The 12,129-nt window shown below is 60.3% G+C and carries 12 protein-coding genes; 4 read left to right on the top strand and 8 right to left on the bottom strand.

From position 1 onward, the window contains the following. Window positions 1-15 precede the first annotated feature (15 nt). The gene (glpK, locus tag PSFL_RS22875; protein WP_057438368.1) at window positions 16-1,521 is read right to left on the bottom strand and encodes a glycerol kinase GlpK; all 1,506 of its coding nucleotides are present in this window, start codon (window positions 1,519-1,521) and stop codon (window positions 16-18) included. Window positions 1,522-1,599: 78 nt separating this feature from the next. Beyond that, window positions 1,600-2,454, bottom strand: a complete 855-nt coding sequence (locus PSFL_RS22870) for an MIP/aquaporin family protein (RefSeq protein WP_057444414.1) — start codon at window positions 2,452-2,454, stop codon at window positions 1,600-1,602. Between the two features lie 371 nt (window positions 2,455-2,825). Between PSFL_RS22870 and ybaK the strand changes: the two genes are divergently transcribed. Continuing rightward, on the top strand, window positions 2,826-3,296 hold the full coding sequence (gene ybaK / locus PSFL_RS22865) for a Cys-tRNA(Pro) deacylase (protein WP_057438370.1): 471 nt from the start codon (window positions 2,826-2,828) through the stop codon (window positions 3,294-3,296). Window positions 3,297-3,455: 159 nt separating this feature from the next. Here the strand turns inward: ybaK and PSFL_RS22860 are convergent, their stop codons facing one another. Beyond that, the gene (locus tag PSFL_RS22860) at window positions 3,456-4,565 is read right to left on the bottom strand and encodes an ATP-binding cassette domain-containing protein (RefSeq protein ID WP_057439331.1); all 1,110 of its coding nucleotides are present in this window, start codon (window positions 4,563-4,565) and stop codon (window positions 3,456-3,458) included. After that, the gene (argF, locus tag PSFL_RS22855; protein ID WP_115128901.1) at window positions 4,562-5,482 is read right to left on the bottom strand and encodes an ornithine carbamoyltransferase; all 921 of its coding nucleotides are present in this window, start codon (window positions 5,480-5,482) and stop codon (window positions 4,562-4,564) included. The genes PSFL_RS22860 and argF overlap by 4 nt, the downstream gene beginning before the upstream one ends. A 435-nt stretch (window positions 5,483-5,917) precedes the next feature. Between argF and PSFL_RS22850 the strand changes: the two genes are divergently transcribed. Next, window positions 5,918-8,026, top strand: coding sequence for a molybdopterin oxidoreductase family protein (locus PSFL_RS22850; protein ID WP_216311867.1), 2,109 nt, complete (start codon window positions 5,918-5,920; stop codon window positions 8,024-8,026). 103 nt (window positions 8,027-8,129) lie between these two features. Next, the gene (grxD, locus tag PSFL_RS22845; protein WP_032858447.1) at window positions 8,130-8,468 is read left to right on the top strand and encodes a Grx4 family monothiol glutaredoxin; all 339 of its coding nucleotides are present in this window, start codon (window positions 8,130-8,132) and stop codon (window positions 8,466-8,468) included. Between the two features lie 66 nt (window positions 8,469-8,534). On the opposite strand, the gene bfr is transcribed toward grxD, so the two are convergent. After that, window positions 8,535-9,005, bottom strand: coding sequence for a bacterioferritin (gene bfr / locus PSFL_RS22840; RefSeq protein WP_057439332.1), 471 nt, complete (start codon window positions 9,003-9,005; stop codon window positions 8,535-8,537). 201 nt (window positions 9,006-9,206) lie between these two features. Next, window positions 9,207-9,425, bottom strand: a complete 219-nt coding sequence (locus PSFL_RS22835; RefSeq protein ID WP_057958606.1) for a bacterioferritin-associated ferredoxin — start codon at window positions 9,423-9,425, stop codon at window positions 9,207-9,209. 235 nt (window positions 9,426-9,660) lie between these two features. Between PSFL_RS22835 and PSFL_RS22830 the strand changes: the two genes are divergently transcribed. Then, complete coding sequence (locus PSFL_RS22830) at window positions 9,661-10,263, top strand: peroxiredoxin (RefSeq protein WP_003172097.1); 603 nt, start codon at window positions 9,661-9,663, stop codon at window positions 10,261-10,263. A 71-nt stretch (window positions 10,264-10,334) separates the two neighbouring features. Here the strand turns inward: PSFL_RS22830 and rnt are convergent, their stop codons facing one another. Continuing rightward, complete coding sequence (gene rnt / locus PSFL_RS22825) at window positions 10,335-11,006, bottom strand: ribonuclease T (protein ID WP_057958607.1); 672 nt, start codon at window positions 11,004-11,006, stop codon at window positions 10,335-10,337. Then, the gene (pyrC, locus tag PSFL_RS22820) at window positions 11,003-12,049 is read right to left on the bottom strand and encodes a dihydroorotase (protein ID WP_120734085.1); all 1,047 of its coding nucleotides are present in this window, start codon (window positions 12,047-12,049) and stop codon (window positions 11,003-11,005) included. Before pyrC ends, rnt begins: the two co-directional genes overlap by 4 nt. Between the last annotated feature and the right edge of the window lie 80 nt (window positions 12,050-12,129).

Below are 12,129 nucleotides of genomic sequence, written 5' to 3'. Positions count from 1 at the left end.
GGTCCTACGCTTGGCTTATTCAGCGCCTTCGTGGGGTTCCCAGTCACGGGTGCGGCTGACCGCTTTTTTCCAGCCGGCGTAGAGTTTTTCTTTGGCGGGCTCGTCCAGTTGTGGTTCGAACTCGCGTTCGATCACTGCCTTGCCACGCAGCTCATCCAGGCTGCCCCAGAAGCCACAGGCCAGGCCGGCCAGGTAGGCAGCGCCCAACGCCGTAGTCTCGCGCATTTGCGGGCGCTCGACCTGGGTGCCGAGGATGTCGGCCTGGAACTGCATCAGGAAGTTGTTGGCCACTGCGCCGCCGTCCACCCGCAGGGATTTGAGGCGTTCGCCGGAGTCCTGCTGCATGGCGTCGAGCACGTCGCGGGTCTGGTAGGCAATCGACTCGAGGGCTGCACGAATAATGTGATCGACACGTACGCCACGGGTCAGGCCGAACAGCGCGCCACGGGCGTAGGGGTCCCAGTACGGAGCGCCGAGACCGGTGAACGCCGGTACCAGGTACACGCCGTTGCTGTCTTTGACCTTGTTGGCGAAGTATTCAGTGTCGTGGGCGTCATTGATGATCTTCAACTCATCGCGCAGCCACTGCACGGTGGAACCACCGTTGAACACAGCGCCTTCGAGGGCGTAAGCCACTTCGCCACGCGGGCCGCAGGCGATGGTGGTGAGCATGCCGTGCTGGGATTTGACCGCTTTGTCGCCGGTGTTCATCAACAGGAAGCAACCGGTGCCGTAGGTGTTTTTCGCCTGGCCCGGTTCAACGCACATCTGGCCGAACAGGGCGGCTTGCTGGTCGCCGGCAATGCCGCCGATGGCAATCCCGCTTTTGGTGCGGCCATAGATTTCCGAGGAGGACTTCACTTCCGGCAGCATCTCGCGCGGGATGTCCAGGACCTCCAGCATCTTCGCATCCCACTCCAGGGTGTGGATGTTGAAGAGCATGGTACGTGAAGCGTTGGTGTAGTCGGTGACGTGGGTCTTGCCGCCGGTAAATTTCCAGATCAGCCAGCTGTCGATGGTGCCGAACAGCAGCTCGCCATTGCGCGCGCGTTCGCGGCTGCCTTCGACGTTGTCGAGGATCCACTTCAACTTGGTACCGGAGAAGTACGGGTCGGTGACCAGGCCGGTGGTGTCGCTGATGTATTGCTCATGGCCGTCGCGCTTGAGCTGCTGGCAGATTTCGGTGCTGCGCCGGCACTGCCAGACGATGGCGTTGTAGATCGGGCGGCCGGTGACCTTGTCCCAGACCACGGTGGTTTCACGCTGGTTGGTGATGCCGATGGCGGCGACCTGGTCATGGTGCAAGCCGGCTTGTGCCAGGGCCTCGACCATCACGGCGCTCTGGGTGGCGAAGATTTCCATCGGGTCATGCTCGACCCAACCGGCTTGCGGGTAGTGCTGGACGAATTCACGCTGGGCGGTACACACCACGTTGGCGTCACGATCAAAAATGATCGCCCGGGAACTGGTGGTGCCCTGATCGAGGGCAATGATGTAGTTCTTATTCTGTGTGTCGGTCATGTCGATTGCCTTGGACGGAAAAAAGGAGTGGGTAAGTAGCCTGGGCCGCAAGGGGCAGAAGGGCTCAGGCTACCGCTTTCAAGAAGTTCGGGTGTTGCCGCTGGTGGCGGTTTCGGCTGCATCAGTTGTAGCAGCTGCGGCGTTGGGCAGATGGCGGGCAATCAACCCGCGATAGGCCGCAGCGCCGAGGCAGGCACCGACAATCGGTGCAACGATCGGAATCAGGAAGTAAGGAATATCGCGCCCGCCGGTGAAAGCCATTTCACCCCAACCGGCGAAAAAGGTCATCAGCTTGGGGCCGAAATCCCGAGCCGGATTCATCGCAAACCCGGTCAGCGGGCCCATGGCGCTGCCGATCACGGCGATCAGCAAGCCGATCAACAGCGGGGCCAGAGGGCCGCGGGGCAAGCCGTTATTGTCGTCGGTCAGGGCCATGATCACGCCCATCAGGATCGCGGTGATGACCATTTCCACCAGGAACGCCTGGGCCGTATTCAGCAGGGCGTGCGGGTAGGTGGAGAACACCGAGGCCAGTTCCAGGCTGGCTGCGGAGCCACGAACCATCTGGTGAGTTTGTTCGTAATCGAAAAACAGGTTGCTGTAGAGCGTGTAGACCAGCGCGGCGGAGCAAAAGGCGCCGGCAACCTGGGCGATGATATAGAAGGGCAGTTTGCGCTTGTCGAAATCGGCAAAGATGCACAGCGCGATGCTGACGGCTGGATTGAGATGAGCCCCGGAAATGCCGGCGCTCAGGTAGATCGCCATGCTCACGCCGATCCCCCAGATGATGCTGATTTCCCACAGGCCAAAGCTGGCACCCGCGACCTTGAGCGCAGCGACGCAACCGGTACCGAAGAAGATCAGCAGCGCGGTGCCGAGGAACTCGGCCATGCATTGGCTGGAAAGTGAAGGCTGTTGAAGAGCAGTTGTCATTGAAAACCTCGATTTTTTTTCTTGTCTGGCGCTGTGCCGCAACGGGCGATGCGCGATTTTCACCGTGGTCAGGATCCCCATCCTGCTCACGGCTTACTGCTCGGACACTGTGGATAGATTCTTACAGTATTCGGAAACGAAAAAATATAGACAAGAAACGCCGCTGTCAAAGGTCGAAAGTGAACGGCCGGTCATTTTCAAACTATTCGCGTGATGAATGATCTCGGCAACCCATCGGCGGGGCTGGCGGCAAGCGTGGCCAGGATCTGCGCGGATTCGTCGCACGACCCCCTGCACTAGAGCGTTTTGCCCGGGTTTGTCCTAGAATCGGCGGTCTGTTTTTCCACGTTTTCCCCAAGCCTGGAGCCTCCATGACACCTGCATTGGACTTGTTGAAAAAAGTTCGCGCCGAACATCGCATCCACAGTTATGAACATGACCCCAAGGCGGCATCCTATGGCCTGGAGGCCGCGGAAAAGTTGAGCCTCGACCCGGCGCAGGTGTTCAAGACGTTGCTTGCCAGCAGCGAAAAAGGCGAATTATTGGTGGCTGTGGTGCCGGTCGTCGGAAGTCTTGATTTGAAGGCCCTGGCTCACGCGGCGGGCGTAAAGAAAGTCGAGATGGCCGACCCGGCGGCGGCGCAGCGCTCGACCGGTTATTTGTTGGGCGGGATCAGCCCTCTGGGGCAGAAGAAGCGCTTGCGCACCTTCATTGATGTGAGCGCAGAGCCTTTTGCGACAATTTTTGTCAGCGCGGGCAGGAGAGGGTTGGAAGTGGAGTTGGCGGCGGCGGTGTTGGCCGAGCATACCCAGGGAAAATTTGCGCCGATTGGCCGGGCGTGATTTCAAGAGCGGTGGAGTCAGATGTGGGAGCCAGCCTCTGTGGGAGCTGGCTTGCCTGCGATAGCCTCACCTCGCTGTAGCTGACAGCCCGAGGCGCCTGCATCGCGGGCAAGCCCGGCTCCCACACAAGCCCGCTTCCACCTTTTTGACTCGGTTTGTTCAGCCGGCGGTGCTGTAGCGCCGCACACCGGACTCCACCTGCGGGATCTGCGCCGCCGTGCTCCCCGAAGCCTGGAACAACACCAGATGCTCGGCCGCCACGCGGATCCCCACGTGTACACCCACCTGATGATCGGCATGGCTGGGGAAAATCGACTCCAGCTGGGCGCCGGTCGGCAACTGCAGGCGGTACAGGGTCGAGGCACCCAGGAAGGTCTTGCCGACGATCAGCGCGTTCAGCGGGCTTTCCGGTGCATACACGATGTCATCCGGGCGCAGCAACACATCCACCGCGCAGCCGGTTGGCCAGGTATAGGCACGATTGCCGCGCAGCTCGCCCAGTTCGGTAGTGACCGACTCCGGAGTGCTCAATTGGCCACGGATGAAATAACCCTGGCCAATAAAACTCGCGACGTAGGGCGTCAGCGGTTCGTGATAGAGGTTGTAGGGCGTATCCCACTGCTCCAGGCGGCCTTCCTTGAACACGCCGACATGGTCGCTCACCGCAAAGGCTTCTTCCTGGTCATGGGTCACCAGGATCGCACTGGTGCCACGGGCCTTGAGGATGTCGCGCACTTCATGACTGAGCTTGCGCCGCAGTTCGCCGTCGAGGTTGGAGAACGGCTCGTCCAGCAACAGCAATTGCGGTTCCGGCGCCAGAGCACGGGCCAGGGCCACGCGCTGTTGTTGGCCACCGGACAGTTCGTGGGGGAAGCGCTTGCCCAGGTTCTTCAGGTTGACCAGCTCCAGCAGTTCGGCGACCACCCGCTCTTTGTGCGGGTGTTTGCGAATGCCGAAGCCGATATTGTCGGCCACGCTCAGATGTGGAAACAGCGCGTAGTCCTGGAACACCATGCCAATGCGACGCTTCTCCGGGGCCAGGGTAAAGCCGGCGCTGGAGATCACTTCGCCAGCCAGGTTGATCTCGCCTTCGTGCACCGGCTCGAACCCGGCAATCGCCCGTAGGGTGGTGGTCTTGCCACAGCCCGAGGAGCCCAGCAGGCAACCGATATCTCCAGCGTTGAGGTGCAGGTTGAGATTCTGCACCACCCGTTGGTCCTGATAGCCGCATGCCAGATTGCGCAGGTTCAGCAGAAGTGGCTGGCTCATGCGTGGTGATACGCCGGTGGGACCAGGAATTCCAGCAGGGCCTTCTGCGCATGCAGGCGGTTTTCTGCCTGGTCCCAGGCGACGGAGCGCGGGTCGTCCAACAGGTCGAGGCTGATTTCTTCGCCGCGATGGGCCGGCAGGCAGTGCATGAACAGCGCATCCGGGGCGGCGAGGTCGAGCAATTCACGGGTGACTTGATAAGGCGCGAACAGGGCCAGGCGCTTGGCGGTCTCGTCTTCCTGGCCCATGGAGGTCCAGACGTCGGTGCTCACCAGGTGCGCGCCGATCACCGCGTCTTTCGGGTCACGCACGATTTGCACGCGGGCGTCGGCCTTGGCCAGGAATTCGGCGCTCGGCTCGTAGCCCTCGGGGCAGGCGATGCGCAGGTGGAAGTCGAACTGGATCGCCGCTTCTATATAGCTGTTGCACATATTGTTGCCATCGCCGATCCAGGCCACAGTCTTGCCCTGGATCGAGCCGCGATGTTCGAGGAACGTCTGCATATCGGCGAGCAACTGGCACGGATGCAGGTCGTCGGACAGCCCGTTGATCACCGGCACTCGCGAGTTGGCGGCAAATTCAGTCAGGGTGCTGTGGGCGAAGGTACGGATCATCACCGCATCGAGCATGCGTGACATGACGATGGCGCAATCGCTGATCGGCTCGCCACGGCCCAGTTGGGTATCCCGAGGCGACAGGAAAATCGCCTGGCCGCCGAGCTGGATCATGCCGGCTTCGAAGGACAGGCGGGTACGGGTGGACGACTTCTCGAAAATCATCCCGAGTACACGGTTTTTCAAAGGCTCGAACAGTACGCCGCGATTACGCAGGTCTTTAAGCTCAATGCCTCGACGGATCACGCTGACCAGCTCTTCGGGCGTGCAATCCATCAGGGAGAGAAAGTGCCTTGCGCTCATCATTAACTACCTTTTTGCAACAGACCGCAGATACTCAAAGCCTTGTTTATTGTGACAACGGGCGAGACCTGCGGCGAAAGCCGCACGGGGCGACGAAATAGGGGAAGGCGCGATATTGACATTAAATGTCGCGTCTTACCAATAGGCTACGGTTTTTTAGGGGTGTTCAAAGGGGCGGGAATTGCACTTTTGAGGCCTGTTTACGGACAGCAGCGGGTCATTTGTACACTGGCGCCGCGACCTTTTGCAATGTGTGATGGCGGCCCCGGGCCAGGTTGCGTCGGTTTCTGGGGCGGTGTGGGCGGTTTCTGAAACATTTGCTCATGCTTGCCCATGGTCTGGCCTGATGCCCATTGATTCACGGGGCGAACGATGCTGGTGCCGCCGCTGGGCGCAGCCCATAGTCAGGCCAAAGCCCTAATAAAGAGACTGGCCATGACCAAGACTCTCCATCACCGTGCCTGCCACCTGTGCGAAGCCATTTGCGGCCTGACCCTGGAAACCACCACTTCGGATGATGGCAGCATTGCCATCACCTCGATCAAAGGGGACGCCCAGGATACCTTCAGCCGTGGCCATATATGCCCCAAGGCCGTGGCCCTACAAGATATCCAGAACGATCCCGACCGCCTGCACCAGCCGATGTTGCGGGTGGGCAGCGAGTGGCAGCCGATCCCCTGGGACGAGGCCTTCGCCCTGGTGGCCGAACGGCTGGCGGGGATCCAGGCGCGGCATGGGCAGAATGCGGTGGCGGTGTACCAGGGCAATCCCAGTGTGCATAACTACGGCTTGATGACCCACAGCAACTACTTCCTCGGGCAGTTGAAGACGCGCAATCGCTTCTCCGCGACGTCGGTAGACCAACTGCCCCATCACCTCACCAGCCACCTGATGTACGGCCATGGCCTGTTGCTGCCCATCCCGGATATCGACCAGACCGACTTCATGTTGATTCTGGGCGGCAATCCACTGGCCTCCAATGGCAGCATCATGACCGTGCCGGACGTGGAGAAACGTCTGAAGGCCATTCAGGCACGGGGCGGCAAAGTGGTGGTGGTCGACCCCCGACGCAGTGAAACGGCGGCCATGGCCGACCAGCACCTGTTTGTGCGCCCCGGCGGGGATGCGGCGTTGCTGTTCGGGCTACTCAACACATTGTTTAGTGAGCACCTGACCCGCGACAGCCACTTGCCGGTGGACGGCCTGGAGGAGGTGCGCCGGGCCGTCGCAGGTTTTACCGCCGAGGCCATGAGCGCCCACTGCGCGGTGCCGGCCGAGCAGATCCGCCAGTTGGCGCGGGATTTTGCGGCGGCAGACAAGGCGGTCTGCTATGGGCGGATGGGGGTATCGACCCAGGCGTTCGGTACCCTTTGCCACTGGCTGGTGCAGTTGATCAACCTGGTCACCGGTAATCTGGACCGGGTCGGGGGCGCATTGTGCACCGAACCAGCGGTGGACCTGGTGGCCGCCACGTCTGGTGGGCACTTCAACCGTTGGCAGAGCCGGGTGTCCGGGCGTCCCGAATACAGCGGCGAGCTGCCGGTGTCGGCCTTGGCCGAAGAAATGCTCACCGAGGGCGAAGGACAAATCCGTGCGCTGGTGACAGTGGCCGGCAACCCGGTGTTGTCCACCCCCAACGGACGCCAATTGGAGCAGGCCCTGGACGGTCTGGAGTTCATGGTCAGCGTGGACCTGTATATCAACGAAACCACGCGCTATGCCGACCTGATCCTGCCATCGACCTCGGCCCTGGAAAACGATCACTACGACACCACCTTCAATATGTTTGCGGTGCGTAACGTCACGCGCTTCAACCGGGCGATCCTGCCCAAGCCCGAGGGCGCGTTGCACGACTGGGAGATTTTTGTCGGCCTGGCCCAGGCGTTTGCGGCCCGCACTGGCAACCCGCTCAAGCCAACCCTGGCGCCGGCGCAGATGATTGACCTGGGCCTGCGGGCCGGGGCCTATGGCGATGCTTCCTCGCACAAGCTGTCGGTGGCGATGCTGGCCGAGCATCCCCATGGCCTGGACCTGGGACCGCTGAAGGCCAACCTGGCGGGACGCTTGAAAACCGCCAATGGTCGGGTGCAGGCGGCGCCAGCAGTGATCCTCGCGGACCTGGCGCGGTTTGCCGCATTGCCGTTGCCCAAGGTTGATGAGTTGCTGCTGATCGGCCGCCGGCACGTGCGCAGCAACAATTCGTGGATGCATAACTATCACCGACTGGTGAAGGGCAAGCCGCGGCATCAGTTGCTGATGCACCCGGATGACCTCGCCAGTCGCCAACTGAGTGACGGCCAGCGCGTGCGGGTCAGTTCGCGGATCGGCATGATCGAGGTGCACGTACTGGCCAGCCTGGAGATGATGCCCGGCGTGGTCAGCCTGCCCCACGGCTGGGGTCATGACCGGCCGGGTGTGCAGATGAGTATTGCCAGCGCGCAGCCGGGGGCGAGTGCCAACGACCTGACGGATGAGCGTCAGTTGGACGAACTGTCAGGTAACGCGGCGTTGAACGGCGTGCCGGTGCAGGTCGCGGCGGCGTGACGCAGTGAGTCTGTCGGGGAGCCCGAGCACCACGCTGGGATTTTGCGTTACAATGCGCCACCGTGCCGACCTGTGAGTCGCAAAGTTCCAGCCGAGGTGTTCCATGGATATCATCGAAACGATTAAAGAGCAGATTGCTAACAACACCATTCTGCTTTACATGAAGGGCGCACCGAATGCCCCGCAGTGCGGCTTCTCCGCGAAGGCCTCCCAGGCCGTCATGCAGTGTGGCGAAAAGTTCGCTTACGTCGATATCCTGCAAAACCCGGAAATCCGCGCCAACCTGCCGAAGTACGCCAACTGGCCTACTTTCCCACAACTTTGGGTGGCCGGTGAGCTGGTCGGCGGTAGCGACATCATCACCGAAATGGCGGCTGATGGTTCGCTGCAAGCGCTGATCAAGGACGCAGCTGAAAAAGCAGCGGCCAAGACCGAAGCGTAATTCGCGCGCAATAAAAAGCCCCGCGTCTCATTCGAGAGCGGGGCTTTTTTGTGCCTGTTGGCGCGGTTATTCACCCATCTGCGATTGCAGGTAGTTTTCCAGGGTCACTTTGTCGATCAGGCCGATCTGGGTTTCCAGCCAGTCGATATGCTCTTCCTGGTCTTCGAGGATATCCTCCAGCAGTTCGCGGCTGCCGAAGTCGCCCTTGGTCTCGCAATGTGCAATGGCGGCCTTGAGGTCGGCATGGCTCTTGCGCTCGAAGCCCACATCGCTGTTGAGCATTTCCAGGGTGTGCTCGCCGATGTTCAGCTTGCCCAGGTCCTGGACGTTCGGCAGGCCTTCGAGGAACAGGATGCGCTTGATCAGCGCGTCTGCGTCCTTCATGGCCTTGATCGACTCTTTGTACTCACGCTTGCCGAGCTTTTCCAGGCCCCAATCGTCATACATGCGTGCATGCAGGAAATACTGATTGATCGCGACCAGTTCATTGGCAAGGATTTTGTTGAGTTGCTGGATGACTGAGATGTCGCCTTTCATGATTGGGGTCCTGCCCTGTATTCGTTGTATATAAGGCGGAGTTTGAGCTGCACAACTACTAGTGTCAAACCTAAGTTATTGAATAATAAATGAAAATTAATCGGAATAAGAATGTTTGTGTTCCGCGTCTTGGCGCTAACTATTTGAATTACAGGCATAAAAAAACCGGACGCTAAGTCCGGTTCTTTAAAACACGCCACTTCAGGCGTGTGTAAATTCTGCCGAGTAGGGGATCGCGGCCTGGGCTGTTTGCAGCGATGTCAGGGTTTCCCGTACCACTTGCTTGGCAAGGCAGGCACATTTGCCACATTGGCTGGCAACGCCGGTGGTTTCACGCACTTCCTTGTAGCTGCAGCAACCTTCATAGATCGCTTCGCGGATTTGTCCGTCGGTGACGCCAGTGCAGAGGCAGACATACATAAGGGAGAACCATCGCGGTTTAAGGCTTAAGTGCGATGGATCTTAATGTTAACGAGAATGATTGTCAAAGTGCTTTCTCAAACCTTTGCCCGCCGTGGGCCCCTCACTGACGAACGGCTTTTTTCAGGTATGATGGTCGGTCTTTACGAAGCGTGATCGCGTCACAGGCCTGTCGTCAATTCACGGCAGACTCAGGGGCGGTCCATTTACTTCAATTACCATCAGGAGATAACCAATGAGCGTACTCGTCGGCAAACAAGCCCCGGATTTCGACGTACCTGCCGTCCTCGGCAATGGCGAAATCGTTGACAGCTTCAAGCTGTCTGAAGCCATCAAAGGCAAATACGGCCTGGTGTTCTTCTACCCGCTGGACTTCACTTTCGTCTGCCCATCCGAGCTGATCGCCCTGGATCACCGTATGGACGACTTCAAGGCACGCAACGTTGAAGTGGTTGCCGTGTCCATCGACTCCCATTTCACCCACAACGCCTGGCGCAACACTGCCATCAATGATGGCGGCATCGGCAAAGTCAAATACACCATGGCTGCCGACATGAAGCACGACATCGCCAAGGCCTACGACGTTGAGTCCGAAGGCGGCGTGGCTTTCCGTGGCGCGTTCCTGATCGACGACAAGGGCGTTGTGCGCTCGCAGATCATCAACGACCTGCCGCTGGGCCGTAACATGGAAGAGCTGATCCGCCTGGTCGACGCTCTGCAATTCCACGAAGAGCACGGCGAAGTCTGCCCAGCCAACTGGAAAAAAGGCGACAAAGGCATGAACGCTTCGCCAGAAGGCGTTGCGGCTTACCTGACCGAGAACGCTGGCAAGCTGTAAGCCAGATTCGTGGTAAAAAAAAACCGGCCTGAGAGGGCCGGTTTTTTTATGCGTGGGATTTAGCGACCTGATCAGTCGCTGAAATCTTCCCAGCCGCCCATCTGCTTCCAGCGGTTGACGATGCCGCAGAACAGATCGGCAGTCTTCTCGGTGTCGTAGCGAGCCGAGTGGGCTTCACGACCGTCGAAGTCGATACCGGCTGCCTGGCATGCCTTGGCCAGTACGGTCTGGCCATAAGCCAGGCCAGCCAGGGTCGCGGTGTCGAAGCTGGAGAACGGGTGGAACGGGTTGCGCTTCATGTCCAGGCGCGCCACGGCGGCGTTGAGGAAGCCCAGGTCGAAACTGCTGTTGTGGCCGACCAGGATCGCGCGTTTGCAGCCGTTGGCCTTCAGGGCCTTGCGAACGCCACGGAAGATGTCGGTCAATGCCGCTTCTTCGCTGACGGCCATGCGCAACGGATGGTCGAGCTTGATTCCGGTGAACTCCAGGGCCGCCGCTTCGATGTTGGCACCTTCAAAAGGCTCGACGCGGAAGAAATGGGTGTGTTCTGGATACACAAAGCCCTGTTCGTCCATGCCGATGGTAGTCGCGGCAATTTCCAGCAGTGCATCGGTGGCGCAATTGAAACCGCCGGTTTCTACGTCGATAACGACAGGCAGATAGCCGCGAAAACGCTCGGCCATCGGGTGGCGCGAACCGCCGCCACTGTGTTCCTGTTCGTCGTCGTAATGGTCTTCACTCACGTGTGTTCCTCCAGCAGGCGCCAGCGCAGTGTTTCACCGGCGCGCAGCGGGATAACGGTCAGCTCGCCAAATGGCAGGCTGGTGGGGGCGGTCCAGTCTTCACGGACCAGGGTAATGCGGTCGGTATTCGCCGGCAGGCCGTAGAAGCGCGGGCCATTGAGGCTGGCGAAGGCCTCGAGTTTGTCCAGGGCGTTGCGTGCCTCGAAAGCCTCGGCGTACAGCTCGATCGCCGCATAGGCGGTGTAACAGCCGGCACAGCCGCAGGCAGCTTCCTTGGCGTGCTGGGCGTGGGGGGCCGAGTCGGTACCGAGGAAGAACTTCGCATTGCCACTGGTGGCGGCATCGAGCAGTGCCTCCTGGTGGGTGTTGCGCTTGAGGATCGGCAGGCAATAGAAGTGCGGCCGGATCCCGCCCACCAGCATGTGGTTGCGGTTGTACAGCAGGTGATGCGCGGTGATGGTCGCGCCAACGTTGGCCGAAGCCTCGGTGACGAATTGCACGGCGTCGGCAGTGGTGATGTGCTCGAACACCACCTTGAGGGTCGGGAACAGCTCGACCACACGGCGCATGTGTTCGTCGATGAAGATCTTCTCGCGATCGAACACATCGACATCACCACGGGTGACTTCACCGTGGATCAGCAGCGGCATGCCCACTTCGGCCATGGCTTCGATGGCGGGCAGGATCTTGTCGATACTGGTCACGCCGGAGTCGGAGTTGGTCGTGGCGCCGGCCGGGTACAGCTTGGCGGCATGCACGTAACCGCTGGCCTTGGCCTCGCGGATTTCTGCGGGCTGGGTGCGGTCGGTCAGGTAGAGCACCATCAACGGTTCAAAGCGGCTGCCGGCCGGTCGTGCAGCGAGGATGCGCTGGCGATAGGCGTCGGCTTCTGCGGCATTGCGCACCGGAGGTACCAGGTTAGGCATGATGATGGCACGGCCAAACGTGCGCGCTACATCAGCCACGGTTTGGGGCAACGCAGCACCATCGCGAAGATGAATATGCCAGTCGTCGGGACGCAGCAGGGTCAGGCGGTCGGACATTGGGGATTCCAGGCGGGTCAATCTGGTGGGAATGCTACCGGAAAAGACTCTTGCAGGCACTCGCTATCAAGTTTTGCAGG

The sequence above is a fragment of the Pseudomonas sp. DD1 genome (assembly GCF_044510355.1).
Classification (GTDB): domain Bacteria; phylum Pseudomonadota; class Gammaproteobacteria; order Pseudomonadales; family Pseudomonadaceae; genus Aquipseudomonas; species Aquipseudomonas shahriarae.
Note: the sequence above shows the minus strand (reverse complement) of the source record. Positions and strands in the feature narration are given on the sequence as shown.

Bases quoted from the DNA above. Each gene is read 5' to 3' on its own strand.
- PSFL_RS22860 (WP_057439331.1), bottom strand. From the start codon at position 4,565: ATGAGCCAGCCACTTCTGCTGAACCTGCGCAATCTGGCATGCGGCTAT.
- PSFL_RS22870 (WP_057444414.1), bottom strand. From the start codon at position 2,454: ATGACAACTGCTCTTCAACAGCCTTCACTTTCCAGCCAATGCATGGCC.
- PSFL_RS22835 (WP_057958606.1), bottom strand. From the start codon at position 9,425: ATGTATGTCTGCCTCTGCACTGGCGTCACCGACGGACAAATCCGCGAA.
- glpK (WP_057438368.1), bottom strand. From the start codon at position 1,521: ATGACCGACACACAGAATAAGAACTACATCATTGCCCTCGATCAGGGC.
- PSFL_RS22830 (WP_003172097.1), top strand. From the start codon at position 9,661: ATGAGCGTACTCGTCGGCAAACAAGCCCCGGATTTCGACGTACCTGCC.
- ybaK (WP_057438370.1), top strand. From the start codon at position 2,826: ATGACACCTGCATTGGACTTGTTGAAAAAAGTTCGCGCCGAACATCGC.
- PSFL_RS22850 (WP_216311867.1), top strand. From the start codon at position 5,918: ATGACCAAGACTCTCCATCACCGTGCCTGCCACCTGTGCGAAGCCATT.
- argF (WP_115128901.1), bottom strand. From the start codon at position 5,482: ATGAGCGCAAGGCACTTTCTCTCCCTGATGGATTGCACGCCCGAAGAG.
- pyrC (WP_120734085.1), bottom strand. From the start codon at position 12,049: ATGTCCGACCGCCTGACCCTGCTGCGTCCCGACGACTGGCATATTCAT.
- grxD (WP_032858447.1), top strand. From the start codon at position 8,130: ATGGATATCATCGAAACGATTAAAGAGCAGATTGCTAACAACACCATT.
- bfr (WP_057439332.1), bottom strand. From the start codon at position 9,005: ATGAAAGGCGACATCTCAGTCATCCAGCAACTCAACAAAATCCTTGCC.